We start from the raw sequence: 20,388 nt of genomic DNA, 5'->3' as shown, positions 1-20,388 counted from the left end.
GGTGGGCACCTCCCGTGCGTGCCCACCCCGGGTGTCCGCTCTGTCAGCTCACTGGAAGTAGCTGGCTGCCTTGAGGTCGCCGCCGCGGTAGTCGCCGCTGGCGGTGTTGACCTTCTGGCCGATGCTGACGAGGGCCGTGTGGATGGCGGCGGCGTCGGCGTCCCACTGCTTCATCTTCTCGCCGAAGGCGGTCGCGGCCTCGCCCTCCCAGCCGGCGGCGGCCTGGACCACGGCGGCCTTCAGCGCCTGGAGGTCCTCTTCGAGCTTCTTGGCCTGGTTACCGAGCTCGGTGGTGATCGCGTCGAGACCGCCGTACTTTACGGCGAGTTCGTCGTAGTGCACTCCAGCCATGGTTCCTCATCTCTCTTCGTTGAAGTTCGGTGGGGGCGCTGCGGCCCCGTGGCTCTGCTCAGTAGCTGTTGAGAGCCGAGTGCGCGCCGCCCTGCTGGACATCGATGCTCGACATGGTCGCGCGGACCTCGTCCTCGAGCTTGTCCTTGTCCTTGCGGGTCGCGTTGATGTTGTCGAGGAACCAGGTGAGCAGCGAGCCGATGTGCTTGACGCGCTCGTTGATCTCGACCTGCTTGTCGTTGAAGGCCTTGGCGCCGATGCCTCGCCAGTTCGCCTCCATCATGTCCAGCGTGCCCTGGAGGCGGGAGAGCTGGCCCTTGATGGACTCGTACCTCTCCACGATGTTCTTTTCGAGCTTGATTACGTCGCCGTCATTGAGCCGCTGGCCATCTGCCATTGCGGGACATCCCTTCGTGGAGTTCGGGTGGTGCGTGGTGCGTTGCGCTGAGATGTGTCAGGTGGTTCGCCTCTTGCGTACAACGGCGAAGATGCCGCCGCCGACCGCCAGGACAAGTGCTGCGCCGATCGCCACCCAGAGTTGGGTGTTGTCGTCGGAGGAGTTCGAGCTTGAGCCTGCGGCTGAGTTGTTGCCGCCTGATGTGTTGTTGGAGGCTTGGGAATCGGCTGAGGCGGACGTGGAGGGAGACGGCGAGGAGGAATTCTTAGTTCCCGTGACGCCGGTTCCGTTTTCGTAGCTCAGTGGGTCTGTGTTGGCGGGGCCTGGGTTGATGTTGCTGTTTTCCAGCACCTTGCGGGGGCGGACCAGGCCATAACCGAGGTAGTTGCTTGGCTTGTCCTTCGGCCAGTCGCGGCCAGCTGTGTCGATCAGGCTTCGCACGACCTGGTTGGCCGTCCAGTTGGGGTGGGCGGACCAGATCAGGGCGGCGGAGGCGGAGGCGATGGCGGTGGCGGCACTGGTGCCGCCACCACCTTCGTCGCAGTAGGAGCGGAACGTTGCGTCACACCATCGAGGAAGGTCGACACCCGGAGCAGCCAGGTCGACGTAGTTGCCGTGTTCTGAGTAGTCGGCCACTGTGCCTGCCTTGTCGGCCGCGGCCACTCCGACGACGTACGGGAATGCAGCCGGATAGCCGATGAAGTTCTTGGTTTTGGCGTCGTTGCCAGTGCCGGCGAACATCAGCTTCCCCTTGGATTCGGCATACTTGACCGCCTTCTCCACGTCCAGGTCGATGATGTCGCTACCGAAGGACATGCTGATGATCTTGGCGTCGCTGTCAGCGGCAGCCTTGATCGCGTCCGCTACCTCGGGTGCCTTCTTATCAGGATTATCTTTCAAGTTCACCTGATAGGGGACGATCTTGGCCCCAGGAGCCAATCCCTTCAGGCCCCCACCAGCGCCTGTGCCAGCGATCAGTTCCGCCATGGTGGTGCCGTGGCCTTGAAAGTCTTTGGTGGCGCCATGCGAGACCACCTTTGGCACCTCGTCCGAGAGCACTTGCCCCTTCAGCGACGAGGTATTGGGGTTTACACCGGTGTCCAGGACGGCAACCTTTATGCCCTTGCCTGTGCTGGTTTTCCACATCCCTTCGGCGCCCATCAGCTTCAAGTACCACTGCTTCGACTGGACGTCGGCAGCAGCGGCACTCGGAGCCAGCCCTGAAGACACAATGGCGAAGGCAGCCAGTGCGGCGAACACGGTTGACACCCGTCTCCCGGCACGCCTTCCGAAGGCCGCAGTCAATCTGCCACGGGGGCTGGTCCCTGTCATGCCTGTGTAGATCCTCGCTCGTGTTCAGTCAGTTGACGGCGGCATGTTGCGCCGCTGGGTCTCGGGCTGACGATCGCCTTCGCGTTCTTCGCGGTTGGTGTTACGCCGGACGCCGCTTGTAGGGCGCTGAGGGACCCTGCTGCCGCTTCCCACACCGCCGCTTCTCCCTGCGGAGGCGCGGCCTGTGGGCGTACCGACGACACCGTCCGGATTGCCGGTTGCAGGGCGACCCGAGCGGCCCGGCTGCCCCGGACGGGTGTCGGCACCGGGGGTCTGCGCTCCGATGACGCCGCGCTGTCCGATCCTGCCGGCCTGTGGACGCGAGGCTGTGGTCCCCTCGGTGCCCACGACCGTCCCACGCGGGACCCTGGCCCCTGTGGATCCGGAAGCGGGGCCTGTGGCGGGCCTTCCACCGATGACGCCGTTCCCGCGTGCCGCTCCCGTGGAGTTGGCCCCACCGGCCCGGCCGTTCACCGCTCCGCCGATCGGGCGGGGGGTACCGCCAGAGACACCTCGGCCGATGGGCGTCTTGCCGGCCGGAGTGCCGCCGCCTCGCGTACTTGTCTGCCCTGTGGAAGTGGCGCGTCCCACAGGGCCCGCATTGCCGCGCCCTGTACTGGTTCCGTTGGCCGTCCCCGTGCGTCCCTGTGCCGAGATCGGGGCTCTGTTCACGGGTGCTCCTCCGCGCCCCGTAGCGCGGGCGGCCGGCCCGCTGAGGGGAGGAACCGTGCCCGAGGCAAAGGGTGGAACCGGCCCTCCATTGCCACCGCCCGGACCAGTCACCAACGGCGGCGCATGGGTCACCGGCTTCACGGTCTCCTGAGGCGGAAGCGTGTTCACGCTGTCGATGTTGGTACCGACATCCGCGTCCGGCTTAGTGACCGGTGCGTCCACAGGCTTCAGCGACCCAACAGTGTCTGCCGAACGCACAGTGCTGCCCTCAACACCGGCAGAGTCACGGGCGACCGCCGGATGCTCACGGGCGGGGGTCAGCCCCCCGCTGCCCTGTGATTCTCCTGGGGAGAACTCGCCCCACTGGGGATTCGGCTTGGGCACCCCCACATCCGGCATAGCCTCAAACGTAGGCGGTTCTGCAGCCGCCAACGTCTCCTCCGAGACCGCGTAGAAGGACGCCAACCGGTTCATCTGGTTGATCGCCTCTTGGCGGTTCTTCTCGGTCTGGACGGCCGCCGCGTACTCCTCGTTGCCCTCGACGCGCTTGGGGGTCGGGATGTCGTCGACCGTTTTGGGGTCGGGGCGGGAGTCGCGGGGTGGCATGGACTGGCGGACGGAGGCGAGGCCTGTGGCTGCTGCGGTGATCTGGTTGCCGGCTACTTCGGCGAAGGTGGCGAGGCTGAGGGCGTTGGTGACGAGGTTGCCGCCCCAGATGCGGAAGGCCTCGCCGGATTCACCCTCCCAGGCGACCCTGCTGATGTGGCCCTTGAGCTCCTCGGCGGCATCTTGGATGGCGACCTGAGCGGCCCACAGAGCCTTGCCCGCTTCCTCCAGGTGTTCGGGCTTCGCGGACTCGACCATGTCGATCATGGCGTTCAGAGCGTGGCCGTCGAAGTCCGTCTTGGCGAAGGCGTTGAGGTAGCTGCCGAAGAAGCCCTTCGTCATCTCCGACACACGGCTGGCCGCGTCGATGACACCGGCCTGTTGAGCGACCTGCAGTTTCTGAAGCTCGTACGGGTCGTTGTGCTGCTGCTCGTCGCCCATCAGTACAGGCCCCCTCCCTCAGTGCCCGCATTCTCATCGCGCGAACGCTCTTGCTCCGGCTTGCCCTGCTTCGCCGCAGCCTTCTCCTGCGCCTCTTCGACTTGCTGCTGCTTGATGTGCGTCTGGATCTCCCAGAACCGTCGCCGCTGCTCCTCGTCCAGGTTGGTGAAGTCGCCGTGGGCGCCGTGGACGGCGATCTGAATCGCCTCTATCTGGAGGCCCAAGGTCTTGGAGAGCGTGGTCAGGCGTTCGTGGACGCGTTCGTACTGGGCATGGAGGCCCTTGGCCTCGCCGAAGCCGCCCCCGCCGATGAACGAACCCTCGGAGAGGGTGTGGGCGCCGATCTTCTGGGCGCTGCCGGGTGAGCCCTCGAAGGTGGACAGCACGGCGTCCACTCGTGTCTTGAAGGTGGTGAGCGCCTCCAGGCCGACCTTGAAGCCTCCGGCCTCCGCAGGAAGCATGCCTTCCCTCCCCGTTCCCCGTTGGTGAAGCTGCCGAGTGGTCTATGCACTCATCGACCACTGTAGTCACTGTGTAAATCGCGTCCAACTGAACTTTGTGTTGGCTCAGTTACGAAGTTGTCGCGACTCCACCGGCTGGGCCTTCCAAATATCCTCAAATCATCGAGAACGGGCACGAGTTGATCGATCTTGCTCTGCAAGATCGACCTCAAGAAACCGCTCTGTCATGTTCCCGGCGCCCGCTCCTGCAACCAGCGTCGCGCCGACCTCGCTCGGGTACTCGCGGACCGTGAGCATCGCCGCGGGGGCTTGTGCCTGCGATGGGTCCGCTTCGAGGTAGTCGAGAAGGCGTGAACGGATGGGTGTGCTCACCGCCGTCTCCTCTTCGCCGTGGCTGATGTGGCGTCATCACAGTAGCCAGCGGGTGGTGGGGTGGATCCCGTTATTTCGGGCAGCGGGGGCGCGGCATGCGGAACCTGTACGGCGGTTTGGGCGCTGGTTGGTGCGTGTTTGGGCGCGGCATGACCAGGTGGCCGAAAGGCGCCTCTCAGCCGCGCCCGCCCGCTACTCCGCCCCGGCGATCCTCCGGGCCCGGCGCCTGGCGTCCCTGAGGGCCACCGCGGTGCCGCCTGCCGCGGCCACGAGGACGGCGGCGCCCACGGCGACGTACGTGGCGAGGCGGGCGTTGCGTTCGTCGGGGGTCTCGCCGAGTTGGTACTTGGCCGGGGTGGGGGCCTCGGGCTTGGAGAGGCCCGACTGTGGGTCGGGGGACTCCACGGGGTGGTCGTCCTCCGTGAGGGCACGGACCGGGTCGACGACGCCCCAGCCGACCAGGCGGTCGTGGCCGGCGATGGTGCGTTCCGCGGTCTGTTCGATCTGGGCGACGATCTCGCGCGCGGTCCAGGTCGGGTGCTTGGCCTTGATGAGTGCCGCGACGCCCGCGACGTACGGGGCCGAGAAGCTCGTACCGTTGTCGGAGCAGTGGCCGCCCTTGGGGACGGTGGAGATCATGTCGACGCCGGGGGCCGCCACGCCGACGAAGTCGCCGGACTGGGAGAACGCGGCGCGCTCGTTGTTGCGGTCGGAGGCCGCGACCGCGAGGACGCCCTTGTAGGAGGCCGGGTAGGTCTTTTTGACGTTGCCGCCGAGGCCGTCGTTGCCCGCCGAGGCCACGACGACGATGTTCTGGGCGAGTGCCGCGTCGACCGCCTGTTCCAGGGCGGCGGCGGGCTTGATCGCCTTCGACGTGTCCTGGGAGATGTTGATGACGTCGGCCTTGGCCTGGATGGCGTAGCGGATCGCCTGGGCGAGAGTGTCCGCGGTGCCGTGGCCCTCGGCGTCGTTCTGCTCGATCGGGATGATCGTCGCCTCGGGGGCCAGGCCGACGAAGCCGGTGCCGGAGGCGGGGCGGGCCGCGATGATGCCGGCGACCTTGGTGCCGTGGCCGACGGTGTCGGTCGTGCCGTTCTCCTTGCCGCGCTCGACGGGGTCGCCGTTCTCGTCCTTGAGGCCGCGCGGGAGGAAGTTACGGCCGCTCTTCGCGTCCACCGCGCGGGTGAGTTGGGGATTCGTCACGTCGACGCCGGTGTCGATGACGGCGACGCGCGTGCCCTTGCCCTTGGACTGGCTCCACAGTTCGTCCAGGAGGACGCGTTGCAGGGCCCAGGGGCGGCCGGGGTACTTGCCGTTGGGGAACGAGCACTGGTCCGAGTAGGGCGAGTCGGCCGCCGCCGCGGGGGGTGCGAGGACCGCGGCCGTCGTCAGCAGCGTCGCGGCCGCCACGAGGGTCGTACGCAGCACCGTCGCCCGACTCCCCGGGAGCCTCGTCGTACGCAGCACCATCACCCCCGCCTCCTCAAGAGCCCTGCGGCTGGCGTGCCGCTGCCGTGGACAGGCGTGGGCCGGTGGGCAGGAACTCGGACCAGGCGGCCGGGATCGGCGTGGGGTCGATGTCGGCGTAACCGAGGCGTGTCTGGGCCTGCTTGGCTTCCTGTTGGAGCTGCTCGCGGTCCTTCTGCGTGGTGCCGATGCCGGCGTCGTTGGTGGCGCTGTCGGCGTTGGACTGGAGCACGTAGCGCAGGCCGGTGTCGGTGACGAGGAAGACGGGTCCGGTCGTGGTCGCCCTGCCCTGGTACTGGCGGTAGAGCTGGCCGGAGCCGGGCGTGACGTAGGCGCTGGAGGAGCCGGTGGGGAGCTTGGCGGGGAAGTCGGTGCCCGCCCAGGTGCTCAGGGTGGTGGCGCCCGAGCCGCCCACGTTGCGCAGGACGTTGCAGACGGTGCTGCGGCTGCTGGTCGTGCCGGAGGCCTCGTTGACCGGGGCGGGATCGCCGGTCGGCCAGCGCTGCTCGGTGCCGAAGGGCTTGCCCGGGACGATCGCGCCGGGGCTCACCTCGCGGGCGTGACCGGCTTGGCCGAGCGGGGCCAGTTCCTCGCTGAACAGCAGGAGTTGGGCGACGAAGGCGGAGACGGGGGCGACCCGGCCCGGCAGTACCACGTAGTACTGCTCCCTGTTGTTGTCGAACGCTTTGAGCACCATGCCGACCTTGTTGGTCGACTCGTCGAGCTGGCCGGGGGCGTCGGCCGCCGTGCCCGGCTGGTCGGTGATGTCCGGGAAGGTGATCGGGTCGCCCTGGTGCAGGGTCGCCAGCCACTCCTTCGACACCGGCTCGGGCTCGCGGCCGGAGCCGACCACGGCGCGCAGCAGGAGTTCGTCGGACTTGTCGACGCGGTATGCGGTCCCCTTCGCGTCGACGACGTAGCGGTTCTTGTCCGGGTCCACGACGTAGAGGAGCTGGCCGCCGCGCAACCGCTCCTTGCCCTCGGTGGACTTCATGTCGCGGGCGGCGAGGACCAGCGCGGCCTTCTGGATGGAGCCGCCGCCCGCGCTCGGGCGCTCGCAGACCACCCAGCGCTTCGCCTTGCCCGCCTCCGAGGCCTCCGGCAGGCGGTCGGGCGCGTAGGGGATACCGATCGTGACGCCGTGCGGGATCTTCCCGCTGTCGAGGACGGACTCGGCGACCGTGACGACCTCGCCCTGGTTGGAGTTGAGGAGCAGCTTGGCGGACGCCATGTTGAGGACCGGGTGCAGCTGGACCTCGCCGTCGGTTTTCAAAACGACGTACCGGGTGGTCGACTTGTCCGCGACGATCACCTTGGCGTTGGGGGTGTCCCAGCCCTTGGGCGCGGTCGGCTTGAACATGCCCCAGGCGCCGAAGACGGCCATGACGATGACGCCCACGATGATGCTGGGGACGATCGCCCGCAGCGGTCGTGGTGCCGCCTCCTCCGAACCGTCGGACGAGGACTGCAGGAAGGCCGCGAGCATGCGGCGCTTCGCGAAGGTGTAGGCATTGAGCTGGTCGCGCCGAGATGCCATCTGTGCCTGTCTCTCCCCGTTTTCGCCTGGGCCGCGCTCGCCGGTGACGCGGTCCCGCGCCCTCCGTTGTCAGACCGGCCCCCTACTATGCCTGGTATCCGCGGAGACTTGTGGAGCGGGTAGGGTGCCTGGACTTCGAGGGCCCTGTGTGGTGCTGGAACACCGGCGAGTTGTGAGCAAAACGGGGGGATGGAGTGATGGCTTCCGGAACGCGCGTCCGGGCCCGTGACCGGTCGCGGACGCGGGGCTCCTCGGCGCCTCGGCCGGAGTCGGCGCAGCGGTCGTCGGCGCCGGGCGCGCTCCATCTCAGAACGCGTTCGGGGCAGGCCGGTGTGTTCCGGCTGCAACGCCTGGTGCTGCTGGAGATCGCGGCCGCCGCCCTGCTGGTCGGATGGGTGATCGACCCCGTGGCCCTGATCGTGGCGGGCGTCGTCGCGGTCGTCCTGGTGCTTGTCGCCTTCGTCCGCCGCCGCGGCCGCTCCCTCCCGGAGTGGTTCGGTACGGCGCGGGCGTTGCGCGCACGGCAGCGCCGCGCCGCCAACACGCCGATACCGCCCGGCACGGAACCGGGGTTCGCGCCGGCCGTGGAGTGCGACCCGAGCCTGCGGACGTACACGTACGCGAGCCGCGACCGGCGGCCCATCGGCATCGTCGGCGACGGCACGTTCGTCACCGCCGTCCTCCAGGTGGAGGCCGACGCGACCGCGCTGCGCGCCGAGCGCAACCGGCAGCCGCTGCCGCTCGCCCTGGTGCACGACGCCCTCGAAGTGGACGGAATCCGCCTGGAGTCGGCGCAGGTCGTGCTGCACACGCAGCCCGCGCCCGCGCTCCATCTGCCCCAGCAGTCGGTGGCCGTCTCCAACTACGCGCCGTTGCAGGAACAGACGGGCGCGCCGGCGGTGCGCATCACGTGGATCGCGCTGAAGCTCGACCCCGAGCTGTGCCCGGAGGCCGTGGCCGCGCGTGGCGGTGGTCTCGTCGGGGCGCAGAAGTGCGTCGTCCGTGCGGCCGACCATCTCGCGAGCCGCCTGACCGGGGCCGGGTTCCGGGTCACCGTGCTCGACGAGGAGGAGCTGACCACCGCGATCGCCACCTCGGCCAGCGCCAACCCGCTGGTGACGGCGGAAGCCGGGCGGACGGAGACGCGGGAGCGGCGGACAGAGGAGTCGAGCCGCAGCTGGCGCTGCGACAACCGCCGGCACACCACGTACTGGATACGCCGCTGGCCCACCCTGGGCGGACGGCGGGCACCGTCGCTGCCGCAGTTCCTCGCCCTGGTCACCGCCGTCCCCGCGCTCGCCACGACCTTCAGCCTCACGCTCGCGCGCGGGGAGCGCCAGGAGGTGTCCCTGTGCGGCCATCTGCGGGTGACCGGGCGCAGTGACGACGAACTCGTGGCGGCCCGGCGCGCCCTGCAGGCGGCGGCACGCCACACGGGTGCGGGGCTCGCCCGTCTCGACCGGGAACAGGTGCCCGGAATGCTCGCCACTCTGCCCCTCGGAGGTGCCCGGTGACACCGACGACCACACGGACGTCACGGGCGGCCGCCGCCGCTCCCGGCGCATCGCAGCCCTCCGGCGACGGGCGGGCGCGCGAGCTGCTGCGCAGAGGCTTCGGCCTGCTCGGACCCCGGCACGGACGCCACTCCGTGCCCCTGGACCAGTTGGACGCGCTCGCGCTGCCCATCGGGGACGACGGCGTCGTCATCGGGGTGGACGCGGAGGGACGCCCCGCGGTACTGGGTCTCAACCGGCCCACGCCCTACGACGTCGTCCTCATCGGCGGTCTGTGGACCGCGCAGGTCATCGCCCTGAGAGCGGCGGCCACGGGAGCGCGCGTGGCCGTGGAGACGGGGCGGCCGCAGGCCTGGATGCAGATGGTGCACGCCATGGGCGGCGGACAGAACGGCCTGGCCGTGTACGACGTCGGCCGGGTGCCGCCGCAGGGCACGTCGGCCGGAACTCCGGTGCTGGTGGTGCGGGACTGCGGTATGCGGCCTCCGCGCGGCCGCGTCGTCTCCGGGCCGTGGCAGTCGGTGCTGACGCTGCTGCCGTATCTCAGTCCTATGGCGCCCCGGCTCGTTAGGCAGGCCCGGTTGGTCGGCGTGCAGCGGATCTCGCCGGACGAGGCCTCGGAGCTGGGCCGCACGATGGCGTTGCCCCGGGCCGAGGTTGAGGCCCTGCCCACACTCTCCGACGGGCTCACGCTCTGGTGTGCGGACCGCGACCGGCAGTACGTGCTGACCCAACCCACGGACGCCGAGATCGGATTGTTGGGTATGCCCCGACGAATGGACTGAATCGGCGGCTTTCTGCCTTGAATTGAGCAAGTGTTGTTGTTTCGTTCATTTTTGTGCGTGACATCGTCGTCGCTATCGGTCGATTTGTGCCCCAATGGGGCGGCCGAGTAGGGCACTTCTGGGCGGTGTGTGACGCCCTGGGCGGGCGCTGACGAGTGGACGGGCCTGCCGAGGTGGGGCGCGTGATGATTAGGCTGGGAGGGGGCGCCGTGCCAGAACCCGTGGACGGGCGTCGGCGTCCCAGGGGGAGAGCCGGTGGATCGGACGACCTCGAACGACAAAGGACGACAAGTAATGGTCGCCCCGGCACGGCATGAGGGTGCTCGACCACACCAGGAGGAATTGTGAGCAGCGATCGGGACGGGATCCGCGGGGGCTGGGCCACACCCGGCGATGACCAGACCGACGCGGACTCCGCCGTCGAGGCGACGGGGGAGTTCACCATCGACTACGCGCCGCCTGCCTGGTACACGCAGAACGCCGGGGACGGCTCGGGGGCAGGTGCGGGCGCGGGCGGCAGCTCGGGCGGGGGTTCGGGTTCGGGTTCGGCTCCCGGAGCTCCGTTCGCGCCTCCTGGGCCGCCGGCTCACGGGACCGGGGCTCCGTACCCTCCGCAGACTCCGGCTGGCGCTCCGGCTCCGGCCCGGGGCGTGCCCTTCACGCCGCCCGCTCCGCCCGCGTCTCCGACCGGGGGTCCGGTCGGGGTGCCCGGGATTCCGGAAGGGAGCGGGTTCGCACAGCAGCGGCCGCAGCACGAGGGACAGCCCCAGGGACAGTGGGCGCCGGTGCCTCCCGCCGACCCTGCGGGTCAGGAGGCTGCGCCGTCGTACACGGGTGCTCAGGCATCGCCCTCCGGTGCCGAGGAGGCTGGTTCCGGGAACGGGGATCTGGAGAGCGGCGCCACCATGCGGTTCTCCGCCGTCGCCTTGCAGCGGGAGATCGCGGAGCGTGCGGCTGCGGCCGAGGGGGCCGATGCTTCAGCGGCCGGCGTCGCGGAAGACTCGCAGGACTCGCCGGACTCGAACGGCGGGAGTTCGGCAAGGGCAGAGGCTGCCGCTGGTACGGCTGACACGGCGGCCGTGGCCGAGGAGACGGACGCGGGCTCGCTCGCGGGCCCCTCGGGCTCCTCGGGCGCCGACAGCGACGACGCCTCCTCCGTTGGGGCGGAGATCGACGAAACTGGTGCGCCCTGGGAAGGCGACGTCCCGGAGGACCCGGCGGCTCCGGCGGCTGAGGGCGAGTCCGAGGATGTCGACTCCCCGGAAGCGACCGCCGGTGATGCGGGTGCTGACGGCGCGGTGTCCCAGGGCGACGATGTCACCGAATCCGAGGAGGCGGACGGGGCTGCCGACGCCCCTGCCGCCGAAGCCGAGGCCGAGGTTTCGGACCCCGTGGCGCCGACCGCCGAGCCCGCGGACGCGCTGGCGCCCATGGCTGAGTCTGCCGACGAGGCCCCGCAGGACAGTTCGGCCCCGGCCGCGCCCGCCGCACGGCAGGACGCGCCGCCCACCGCCTGGGCTCCCCCGCCCGCCCCGCAGAGCGGAGTGCCGCCGCTGCCGCCGTCGTACCAGCCTGCTGCCCCCGCACCGGCCGCGCAGTGGCCCGCACAGCCGCAGCCCGGGGACCCGGCGACTGCGGGGCACCCTCAGGCCCAGTCGCCCATGCCGCCCCAGCAGCCGTCCACCCACCCACAGGCTCCGCAGCCCGCACCGCCCGCCTGGAACCCGGCGGCCGCGCAGAACCCGGAGTCCGCGGCGGCCCAACAGCCCGGCTACGGCTTCCCACCCCCCGGCACCCCGCCCCAGGCGCCCCAGCAGCAGCCCACTCCGCCCGCACCGGCACCCAACCCCCAGGGCCAGGGCCACGGTGGCTACGGCTTCCCGCATCCGCCCGCGCCCCAGGCACAGCCCGGCCGGCTCGGCTACGGCTTCCCTCACCTCGGTGCCCCCGATGCGCAGGCCGGGCCCGGCGCCCCCCAGGCTCCCGCGCCCAACGCTCCGAACGCGCCCGGTGGCTACGGCTTCCCGCACCCGGGCGGTGCCCCCGCGCCCACGCCGCCCCACGCGCCGAACGCACCCCACGCCCCGAGCGGCTACGGCTTCCCGCAGCCCAACGCGCCGCAGCCCGGGCCCAACCCCTCCGCCCAGCCGGGCGGCTACGGCTTCCCCCCGCCCCCCGCCCAGCAGGGACAGCCAGGCCAGCCGCAGCCCGACGGCGCTCCCCCGGCTGTCGCCCCGCACGGGGCCCCGCAGCCGCCCCAGCACGCTGGTCAGCACCCGCAGGGAGCCGCACCGCACCCGCAGCAGCCCACCGACCCCCGGGCCGGGGCCGCATGGCCGCAGCCGATCCAGCACGACCAGCGGCAGCCGACCAACCCCGGTGCCGCGCCGCTCGGTTACACCGCTGCCGTGGAGCTGTCCTCCGACCGGCTGCTCAACAACAGGAAGCAGAAGGCGAAGAGCGGACGTCCGGCGTCCGCGCCCTCCCGGTTCAAGATCGGGGGGAAGAAGGAGGAGGCCGAGCGGCAGCGGAAGTTGGAGCTGATCCGGACTCCGGTGCTCTCCTGCTACCGCATCGCGGTGATCAGCCTCAAGGGCGGTGTCGGCAAGACGACCACGACGACCGCACTGGGCTCCACCCTCGCCATAGAGCGGCAGGACAAGATCCTTGCCATCGACGCCAACCCCGACGCCGGCACGCTCGGCCGCCGGGTGCGGCGCGAGACCGGGGCCACCATCCGTGACCTCGTCCAGGCGATCCCGTACCTGCACTCGTACATGGACATCCGGCGGTTCACCTCCCAGGCTTCCTCCGGCCTGGAGATCATCGCCAACGACGTCGACCCGGCCGTGTCGACGACCTTCAACGACGAGGACTACCGGCGCGCGCTCGAGGTGCTCGGCAAGCAGTACCCGGTCATCCTCACCGACTCGGGCACCGGTCTGCTCTACAGCGCCATGCGCGGTGTGCTCGACCTCGCCGACCAGCTGATCATCATCTCGACACCGTCCGTGGACGGTGCGAGCAGCGCCAGTACGACGCTGGACTGGCTCTCCGCGCACGGGTACGCGGGACTCGTCTCACGCTCCATCACCGTGATCTCGGGTGTCCGCGAGACCGGCAAGATGATCAAGGTCGAGGACATCGTGTCGCACTTCGAGACGCGGTGCCGGGGCGTCGTCGTGGTGCCCTTCGACGAACATCTCTCCGCCGGTGCCGAGGTCGACCTCGACATGATGCGGCCGAAGGTGCGGGAGGCGTACTTCAACCTCGCGGCGATGGTCGCGGAGGACTTCGTACGCCACCAGCAGTCGCACGGCCTGTGGACCTCGGACGGCAACCCGCCCCCGGTGGCCGCCCCGCCGATGCCCGGCCCGGACCAGCAGATGCCCGGCCCGTACCCGGGTCAGCCGTACCCCGGCCAGTACCCGGGCCAGCCCGGTCCCGGGCAGCCGTTCCCCGGGCACCCCGCCCCGGGCCAGCAGGTCCCAGGCCAGCAGATGCCGGGCCAGCCGGCCCCCGGACAGCAGCACCCCGGCCAGCCCGGCGCCTACCCCCAGCCCCCGCACCCCGGCCAGCCGTACGCCCCGGGCCAGCCGTACCCGCAGCCCGGACAGGTCCCACCGGGGCAGGCCCAGCCCGGGCAGTTCCCCCCAGGACAGGCCCCCGCCCAGCCGGGCCAGCCGTACCAGCAGCCCGGCCAGCCCTACCCACCGCAGCAGGGTCAACCGGCCCACCCGGGCCAGCCCGGCCAACCGGGTCAGCCCGGCTACCCCGCCGGCTACGGCTACCCCCAGGCCCCCCAGACTCCCCACGCCCCCCAGCCCCCGGCCCCGCAAGCACCACAAGCACCGGCCCCCCAGCCCCCGCACCCCGACGGCCAGACCCCTCCCCCTCCCCCGCCCCCTCAGCAGTAACCCCGGGGCCCCTCACGGCAGAACAAAGGGCGGCCAGTGCCTCCAAGGCACTGGCCGCCCTTCGCCGTCGTGGAGCCGAACTCGCCGTCGGCTACTCCGCCGCGGCCACCAACTCCTTGCACCGCTTCACGTCTTCAGCCATCTGCTCCAGCAGAGCCTCCAACGTCTCGAACCGTGCCTGCCCCCGCACGAACGCCAGGAAGTCGACGGCGACATGCAGCCCGTACAGGTCGAGGCCCACCCGGTCGATGGCGTACGCCTCGACCGTGCGCTCCGTGCCGTCGAACTGCGGATTCGTGCCGACGGAGATCGCGGCGGGCATCGCCTCGCCGCCCACGTGCAGCCACCCGGCGTACACGCCGTCGGCGGGGATGGCGGTGTGGGGCAGTGTCTCGACGTTGGCGGTCGGGAAGCCCAGTTCCCGCCCCCGCTGAGCGCCGCGTACGACCACGCCCTCCACCCGGTGCGGCCGACCGAGGATCTCCCCGGCGCCCGCGACATCGCCCTCGGCGACCAGGCGCCGGGTCAGGGTCGAGGAGAAGGGCTCGCCGCCGCCCGCCTCGCCGGTGACGTACAGGTCGACGACCTCGACCTCGAAGTCGTAGACCTTTCCCAGCTCGGTGAGGAACTCGACGTTGCCGGCGGCCTTGTGGCCGAAGCGGAAGTTGGGGCCCTCGACGACCGCCTTGGCGTGCAGCTTGTCGACGAGGGCCTTGACGACGAAGTCGGCCGGCGACAGCTTCGAGAACTCGGTGGTGAAGGGAAGGATCAGGACGGCGTCCACGCCGAGGTCCGCCATCAGTTCGGCGCGGCGGTGGTGCGGCGCCAGCAGCGGCGGGTGGCTGCCGGGGCGGACGACCTCGCTGGGGTGCGGGTCGAAGGTGACGACGACCGCAGGAACGCCCAGCTCACGCGCGCGGTCCACCGCGTGCCTGATGATCAGCTGGTGTCCGCGGTGCACTCCGTCGTAGGAGCCGATGGTGACGACGCTGCGCCCCCAGTCCTGGGGGATCTCCTCCAAGCCACGCCAGCGCTGCACTGTGACCGCTCCTCGAACCCTTGTCCGTAGTTACCTTCGACCTCTTACGCAGGTCTAAGGGTGCCATGCCGCGTGCTGTCGGCCCGCATCGGCATGTGTCCTGTGACGGGGCGCACGCGAAGGGCCTGTCTCAAGCCGGGACGCGCGGCCCCGCCAGATTCTCGATCGTCCGCCGTGTGCTGGGCCCGACCACCACGGCCCAGTCCGCGGGAGCGCCGGTCAGCCAGCCGGCCATCAGCGCGGCGAAGCCGGGGACGGTACGGCTCAGGTCGACGAGGGCGCGATCGAAACGGGTCGCGCCGTCCGGGGTGCGGACGAGACGCAGGCCGACGCGGTGCACGACGTCACGCAGGTCCTCGACGCCGTGCTGGACGGCGGCGTCCAGCACGGCGTCCAGGACGGCGGGGGCGTGCTCCTGGACCAGGAGGAACTCGCGCAGTTCATGGCGCAGGGAGGAGCCCGGGGCCCCGGGGTTGCCAGGAGCGGCAAGGACCGCGGCCAGCGCGACCCGCACCCGCTCCGGGCCGCCGCCGTCGAGCAGGCCGGTGACCAGCGGATGGAGGACGGCCTGCGCGGTCGGTCCGTGGTCCAGGTCGAGGCGGCGGTCGACGTACGCGGCCACGTGGTCGGCGGCCTCCGGCCGCTCCCGCACCGCCTCGCGGACGAGCGCGGCGACCGGGCCGGCGAGGGCGGGTGGGGTGGCGTCGGCGAGCGTGCGCAGGGTCTCCCCGGTGTCCGGTCCTCGGCGCAGCCGGGCCCGAAAGGCGTCCAGGACCGGCTCGGGACGGGTGTGCAGCGCGACGGCCAGCGCGCTCGGCGGGAACTGCGGGTCCCCGGCGGCGAAACGCTCCAGCGCCCGCGGGAGGTGGGCGTCCCTGGTGTGCGGGTCCCTTACGAGGAGGGCGAGCGCGCCGCCGTGCAGGGTGCAGTCGGCGGGGCGGGCGATCAGGGAGAGGGCGGCGTGGCGCAACAGCTCGCGGTCGGCCTCCGTGCGTACGTGTGCGGCGGCCCGCAGCCCGTACGCCACCGCCGCCGTCCTCCGGTCCGGCCGTTCGTCGCACACCCAGCGGTCGACGGCTCGGCAGATCACGGACGGCTCCTCCTCGGCGAGGACGGCGAGCAGCTCGTCGGCGCGCCGGTGGCCGCGGTCGACCAGGACCTCCGTGAGATGGTCGATCGCCCGGTGCCGGTGCGTGTGCAGCAGGGCCTGCGCGGCCGTGGCCACGGTGGCGTGCGGGGTCGCGGGCAGTGGACGCTCGTCGTCGAACCAGCGGGTCAGGAAAGGCTGTACGGCGGTGGCGTCGGCGGCGAGGAACCGGGCGGCCGCGTCGAGGTAGCGGGGGGTGTCGGTGTCCCGCGGCGCGGGGTCGGCGAGGACGAGTCGGCGCAGCAGGTCGAAGCGGCGGTCCTGCGGGAGGCGCAGCTCGCTCCAGAAGACGGGGCCGAACTCCTCGGGCACGTGCTGCCCGCGCTGTCGCCAGGCGACGACACGGTCGGCGAGCAGGCGCAGGACGGCGGTGTACGGCGTCGCGTCGGGCACGCGCAGCAGGGTGCGGGAGAGCAGGCGGGCGGCCCACCAGGAGTGCGGGTCGGCGTCCAGGGCGTGCACCAGGTCGGCCAGGCGGGAGGCGAGTTGGCGCTCGCCGTGCTGACGGGCCAGCAAGAGCAGGGACTGGACGACGGGGCCGATGCGGTGGTGCGGGACGGGGAGGGGGTGCTGCGTGCCGTCCTGGGTGCGGCGGCGGTGGACGAGGGCGTGCAGAGCCTCGTCCAGGTCGAGGTGGGTTCCCTGGATCCAGTCGGCGAGTTCCTCGTGGGCGAAGCGATAACCGCCGCCCGCGGGGACCACGAGACCCTCGGTGAGGACGGCCGAGGCCCATCCGGTGCCGCCGCCGAGGCGGGCCGGGGCGGGGCCCCACGGGAACACCGACTCGAACGTCTCGCGGTCCAGTTCGCCCTGTCCGGGGCCGAGGCTGCGCCGGGCGGCCTCGTGGATCTGGCCGGAGACCCTCGCCGCGAGCCGGCGGACGGCTGTGCCGCGCAGGCCGCCGTCCGCGGCCAGCCGCACCGCGATGCGCAGGCACATCAGGTCCAGGTAGGCCGCGAAGACATCGTCGCGGTCGAGCGGGGTGACGGGGGCGTCGGGGAGCGCGGCGCGGATCTCGGCAAGGAGGCGGAGGGTGAGGGGATGACGGGCGTCGGTGTCGCGGAGGCTTCCGTCCGGGATGCGGTAGCGCGCGCGTGCCTGGGCGGCTTCCGCATCCCGCAGGTCGCCGAGGCGGACACAGGGCGGGAGCCGCCGAGGGGGGTTGTCGCCCTCGGCGCCCCTTCCCGTCCCGTCCCCGGGGGGCGGGCCCGCGGGCTCCCCTTCGGCCCGAACGGCCTCGTCCTCAGACGCCGGACCGGCTGGAATGTCACCCGGCGCCGCTGAGGTGTCTTCCCGATACAGCACCTCCCTCGGGAACTCCGCCTCCTCCCAGTACTCCTCCCCGCACGCCACCACCAACCGCGCCCCCGTCTCCCCCAGCCACCTCACCGTGCCCCGCGTCCACGCGCCGAGCCGATGCGCCAGCGTCGGAGGCATCTCCTCCGGCCCGTCGAGCAGCAGAAGCAAGGGGCGACCGGCGGCACGGGCCGGCCGAGCCAACAGCTCCGGTGCGACGTCGCCCAGCTCGACCGGGGAGGCCGGTGAGGAGGAGGCCACGATGCGCGCCGCCCGGTGCAGGGCCCGGCGTGCCGCGTCCGCCAGGGACTCGTCGTCCTCCCTCAGGTCGGCTCCGCGCAGCCAGAGGGTGGGGGCCGGGTCGGGGCCCCGGTGGCGGCGGGCGGCGAGGGTCGCGAGTTCCGTCGTACGGCCGCTGCCGGGTGGGCCGACGAGGCCGAGGACGGCGTACGGACTCTCGGTGAAGGCGGCGAACTGGCGGGCGAGGTCGGTGCGTTCGACCGGCTCGGCCACCGCGACGGTGCCCTCCGTACCGGTCCGCGGGCCGTCCTGCGCCACGGAGGTGGCCGTGAGTTCCAGGACCCCCGCGAGGTTGAGGTCGGCGCCGTAGGCGGGGACCGTCGCCGCGTTGCGGGCGAGCAGTTCGGCGAGCGGGCCCGGTCCGGCGGTGGAAGTCTCCCCGGGTCGGGTGAGGCCGAGGGCCCGGGGGTGCAGGGGTACGACGAACCCGCAGTCGCGCGCGTCGGACTGCAGCGCGGTGCCGAGGACGCCCAGCACGGCGCCCGTCTCTGCGTCGAGGACCGGTCCTCCGGCCGCTCCGCCGCCCAGCCGCAGCGCGTCCCGGCCTGCCGTGCCGATCGCCAACTCGAGGGCGTCGTCGATGCGATGGAAGCGGTCCGTGGCCGTGTACGTCACCGAGGTCGCGCCCAGGACCCGTGCCTCGCGCCAGCAGCCGGCGGCGAGGCGGACGTAGGTGCCGGTGTCGATACGGTCCCGCGCGGTGACGGGGAGGGGGGCCACGCCGAGCCCCTCGGCGCGTACGAGGGCCAGTCCCCGGGCGGGCAGCGGGGTGACGTCGGTCGCGGTCACGAGGCAGTGCCGGTCCTCGGCGGTGTGCAGGAGGAGGCGCGGCAGGCCGTCGACGGTCTCGTGGGCGGTGATCACCGTGCCGTGGTGGTCCGCGACGAAGCCCAGGCCGCGGGGGCGGCCTGCCAGGTCGTGGATGCGGACGAGGGCGGCGTCGAGACCGTCCCACGGCCGCTGCTCCGCCGCGACGCCCGGGCCTGGTTCTCGCGCGGCGCTCCCACCGCTTTCTGCCTCATCCACCCACTGGAACCGGCCGCCCTTTTCCTCATCCACCCACCGGAAGCGGTCCCGCGCGGCCCGTTCCGCCATGGTCGTGCCTCCCCGCCGTACACGCGTGCCCTGTGTTCGACCGTAGGCGCGGGATGATCGGCGGGACAGATCATGCGTCGAACGCGCCCCCGTGCACTCCCTCGGTTCACTCCGAGCGCCTGCCCGGACGGGTGAATGGACGGCGGCGGCTGGATAACCCTATGGGTGGGGGAACCGAGGGGGGACCGTGGAGCGGCGACAGTGGACGACCCCGTGATCGCCGCTCCACGGGCGGATCCGAGCCCGCAGGGGGCCGAGCGAACCCGTGTGGGCCCGGAAAGGTCAGCCGAAGACGGCCAGGCTCTTCGCCTTGCCCTTGTGCTCCTCCACGAGCGCGAGGAACCGTCCTTCGGGGTCGTAGACGGCCACGGGCCCGCCGCCCACGTACTCGTCGGGCATCTCCAGCCGTACGCCGTTGATGAGCAGCCGGGCGCGCTTGGCGTCGACGTTCCAGCGCGGGAACGCGGCGGCGGCCGCCTCGGCGATCGGCATCACCGTCAGCTCGTTCTGGAGCTGGTCCAGCGTCTTGGCGGAGTCCAGCTTGTAGGGGCCGACGCGGGTGCGGCGCAGGGCGGTGAGGTGCCCGCCGACGCCGAGGTCGGCGCCGAGATCGCGGGCGAGGGCGCGGATGTACGTGCCGGAGGAGCAGACCACCGACACCACCAGGTCCAGGACAGGTGTGCCGTCCTCGGCGACGGCGTCCCGGACGTCGTACACCGCGAAGGAGGAGACGGTGACGGGCCGGGCGGGGATGTCGAACTCCTCGCCGTCGCGGGCCCGCTTGTACGAGCGCACGCCGTTGATCTTGATGGCGCTGACCTTGGACGGCACCTGCATGATGTCGCCGGTCAGCTTGGCGATGCCGGCGTCGATGGCGTCGCGAGTGACGCGGGAGGCGTCTGCCGACGCCGTGATCTCGCCCTCGGCGTCGTCGGTGAGGGTGGTCTGTCCGAGGCGGACGGTCCCCAGATACTCCTTCTCCGTGAGGGCGAGGTGCCCGAGGAGCTTCGTCGCCTTCTCGACGCCGAGGACGAGGACGCCCGTGGCCATCGGGTCGAGGGTGCCGGCGTGGCCGATGCGGCGGGTCCTGGCGATGCCCCGCATCTTGGCGACGACGTCGTGCGAAGTGAAGCCCGACGGTTTGTCGACGATGACAAGGCCGTCGGGCGGGGTGGGCTTCTGGGTCATTCGGCGGTGTCGTCCTCGTCTTCACCCGGCTTCTTGTACGGGTCCGCCTCGCCGGCGTAGGTGGCGCCGGCCGAGACCTCGCGCACCTTCTCGTCGGACTGGCGCGCCTTGTCGAGGAGGTCCTCGATGGTCCGGGCGGTGTCGGGCAGCGCATCGGCCACGAACGTCAGCGTCGGCGTGAACTTCACGCCTGCCGCTGCGCCGACCGCGGAGCGGAGGACGCCCTTGGCGCTCTCCAGTCCGGCGGCTGCCGCCTTCCGCTCCTCCTCGTCCCCGTACACGGTGTAGAAGACGGTCGCCTCCCGCAGATCACCCGTGACCCGGGTGTCCGTGATGGTGACGTGCGAGCCGAGCCGCGGGTCCTTGATCCCGCGCTGCAGCTTCTGGGCCACCACTTCCCGGATGAGGTCCGCCAGCCTCTTGGCCCGCGCGTTGTCGGCCACTGGTCCGTCTCCCGTTCTTTCCTGTCTG

Annotated in this window: 15 protein-coding genes; 3 read left to right on the top strand and 12 right to left on the bottom strand. The window is 71.6% G+C overall.

Going from position 1 to position 20,388, the window contains the following annotated elements; translation table 11 throughout:
* Positions 1-48: 48 nt before the first annotated feature.
* The 8 genes from AC067M_RS16860 to eccB all read right to left on the bottom strand — a co-directional run bounded on the left by AC067M_RS16860 (position 49) and on the right by eccB (position 7,636).
* The gene (locus AC067M_RS16860; protein ID WP_133930343.1) at positions 49-351 is read right to left on the bottom strand and encodes a WXG100 family type VII secretion target; all 303 of its coding nucleotides are present in this window, start codon (positions 349-351) and stop codon (positions 49-51) included.
* A gap of 58 nt (positions 352-409) precedes the next feature.
* A complete protein-coding gene (locus AC067M_RS16855; RefSeq protein WP_133930342.1) occupies positions 410-748 on the bottom strand; it encodes a WXG100 family type VII secretion target in 339 nt (112 codons plus the stop codon).
* A 57-nt stretch (positions 749-805) separates the two neighbouring features.
* Positions 806-2,008 (bottom strand): S8 family serine peptidase, encoded by a 1,203-nt coding sequence (locus AC067M_RS16850; protein WP_478697749.1) that lies wholly within the window; start codon positions 2,006-2,008, stop codon positions 806-808.
* Positions 2,009-2,104: 96 nt separating this feature from the next.
* Positions 2,105-3,799, bottom strand: coding sequence for a hypothetical protein (locus tag AC067M_RS16845; protein WP_478697748.1), 1,695 nt, complete (start codon positions 3,797-3,799; stop codon positions 2,105-2,107).
* Entirely contained in the window at positions 3,799-4,260 is a 462-nt protein-coding gene (locus AC067M_RS16840) for a hypothetical protein (RefSeq protein ID WP_478697747.1), read from the bottom strand. Before AC067M_RS16840 ends, AC067M_RS16845 begins: the two co-directional genes overlap by 1 nt.
* 159 nt (positions 4,261-4,419) lie before the next feature.
* The gene (locus AC067M_RS16835; RefSeq protein ID WP_478697746.1) at positions 4,420-4,632 is read right to left on the bottom strand and encodes a hypothetical protein; all 213 of its coding nucleotides are present in this window, start codon (positions 4,630-4,632) and stop codon (positions 4,420-4,422) included.
* Positions 4,633-4,824: 192 nt separating this feature from the next.
* Entirely contained in the window at positions 4,825-6,102 is a 1,278-nt protein-coding gene (mycP, locus tag AC067M_RS16830) for a type VII secretion-associated serine protease mycosin (RefSeq protein ID WP_478697745.1), read from the bottom strand.
* 13 nt (positions 6,103-6,115) lie between these two features.
* A complete protein-coding gene (eccB, locus tag AC067M_RS16825) occupies positions 6,116-7,636 on the bottom strand; it encodes a type VII secretion protein EccB (protein ID WP_478697744.1) in 1,521 nt (506 codons plus the stop codon).
* A 197-nt stretch (positions 7,637-7,833) separates the two neighbouring features.
* Here eccB and eccE point away from each other — a divergent pair, with 197 nt between their 5' ends.
* The 3 genes from eccE to AC067M_RS16810 all read left to right on the top strand — a co-directional run bounded on the left by eccE (position 7,834) and on the right by AC067M_RS16810 (position 13,852).
* Positions 7,834-9,150 carry a type VII secretion protein EccE gene (gene eccE / locus AC067M_RS16820; RefSeq protein ID WP_478697743.1) on the top strand — a complete coding sequence of 439 codons (1,317 nt, stop codon included), beginning with the start codon at positions 7,834-7,836 and terminating at the stop codon, positions 9,148-9,150.
* Positions 9,147-9,935, top strand: coding sequence for a hypothetical protein (locus tag AC067M_RS16815; RefSeq protein WP_478697742.1), 789 nt, complete (start codon positions 9,147-9,149; stop codon positions 9,933-9,935). The genes eccE and AC067M_RS16815 overlap by 4 nt, the downstream gene beginning before the upstream one ends.
* A 344-nt stretch (positions 9,936-10,279) precedes the next feature.
* Complete coding sequence (locus AC067M_RS16810) at positions 10,280-13,852, top strand: SCO5717 family growth-regulating ATPase (RefSeq protein ID WP_478697741.1); 3,573 nt, start codon at positions 10,280-10,282, stop codon at positions 13,850-13,852.
* Between the two features lie 91 nt (positions 13,853-13,943).
* On the opposite strand, the gene AC067M_RS16805 is transcribed toward AC067M_RS16810, so the two are convergent.
* From AC067M_RS16805 to rbfA, 4 genes are all read right to left on the bottom strand, one after another.
* Positions 13,944-14,891, bottom strand: coding sequence for a bifunctional riboflavin kinase/FAD synthetase (locus AC067M_RS16805; protein ID WP_478697740.1), 948 nt, complete (start codon positions 14,889-14,891; stop codon positions 13,944-13,946).
* A 130-nt stretch (positions 14,892-15,021) separates the two neighbouring features.
* Positions 15,022-18,729, bottom strand: coding sequence for a trypsin-like peptidase domain-containing protein (locus tag AC067M_RS16800; RefSeq protein ID WP_478697739.1), 3,708 nt, complete (start codon positions 18,727-18,729; stop codon positions 15,022-15,024).
* Between the two features lie 282 nt (positions 18,730-19,011).
* The gene (gene truB, locus AC067M_RS16795) at positions 19,012-19,917 is read right to left on the bottom strand and encodes a tRNA pseudouridine(55) synthase TruB (protein ID WP_478697738.1); all 906 of its coding nucleotides are present in this window, start codon (positions 19,915-19,917) and stop codon (positions 19,012-19,014) included.
* Positions 19,914-20,360 (bottom strand): 30S ribosome-binding factor RbfA, encoded by a 447-nt coding sequence (gene rbfA / locus AC067M_RS16790; RefSeq protein ID WP_478697737.1) that lies wholly within the window; start codon positions 20,358-20,360, stop codon positions 19,914-19,916. The genes truB and rbfA overlap by 4 nt, the downstream gene beginning before the upstream one ends.
* Positions 20,361-20,388 lie beyond the last annotated feature (28 nt).

This window comes from Streptomyces sp. NPDC043427, assembly GCF_056436655.1.
Note: the sequence above shows the minus strand (reverse complement) of the source record. Positions and strands in the feature narration are given on the sequence as shown.

Bases quoted from the DNA above. Each gene is read 5' to 3' on its own strand.
- AC067M_RS16855 (WP_133930342.1), bottom strand. From the start codon at position 748: ATGGCAGATGGCCAGCGGCTCAATGACGGCGACGTAATCAAGCTCGAA.
- truB (WP_478697738.1), bottom strand. From the start codon at position 19,917: ATGACCCAGAAGCCCACCCCGCCCGACGGCCTTGTCATCGTCGACAAA.
- AC067M_RS16840 (WP_478697747.1), bottom strand. From the start codon at position 4,260: ATGCTTCCTGCGGAGGCCGGAGGCTTCAAGGTCGGCCTGGAGGCGCTC.
- eccB (WP_478697744.1), bottom strand. From the start codon at position 7,636: ATGGCATCTCGGCGCGACCAGCTCAATGCCTACACCTTCGCGAAGCGC.
- AC067M_RS16800 (WP_478697739.1), bottom strand. From the start codon at position 18,729: ATGGCGGAACGGGCCGCGCGGGACCGCTTCCGGTGGGTGGATGAGGAA.
- eccE (WP_478697743.1), top strand. From the start codon at position 7,834: ATGGCTTCCGGAACGCGCGTCCGGGCCCGTGACCGGTCGCGGACGCGG.
- AC067M_RS16860 (WP_133930343.1), bottom strand. From the start codon at position 351: ATGGCTGGAGTGCACTACGACGAACTCGCCGTAAAGTACGGCGGTCTC.
- AC067M_RS16845 (WP_478697748.1), bottom strand. From the start codon at position 3,799: ATGGGCGACGAGCAGCAGCACAACGACCCGTACGAGCTTCAGAAACTG.
- mycP (WP_478697745.1), bottom strand. From the start codon at position 6,102: ATGGTGCTGCGTACGACGAGGCTCCCGGGGAGTCGGGCGACGGTGCTG.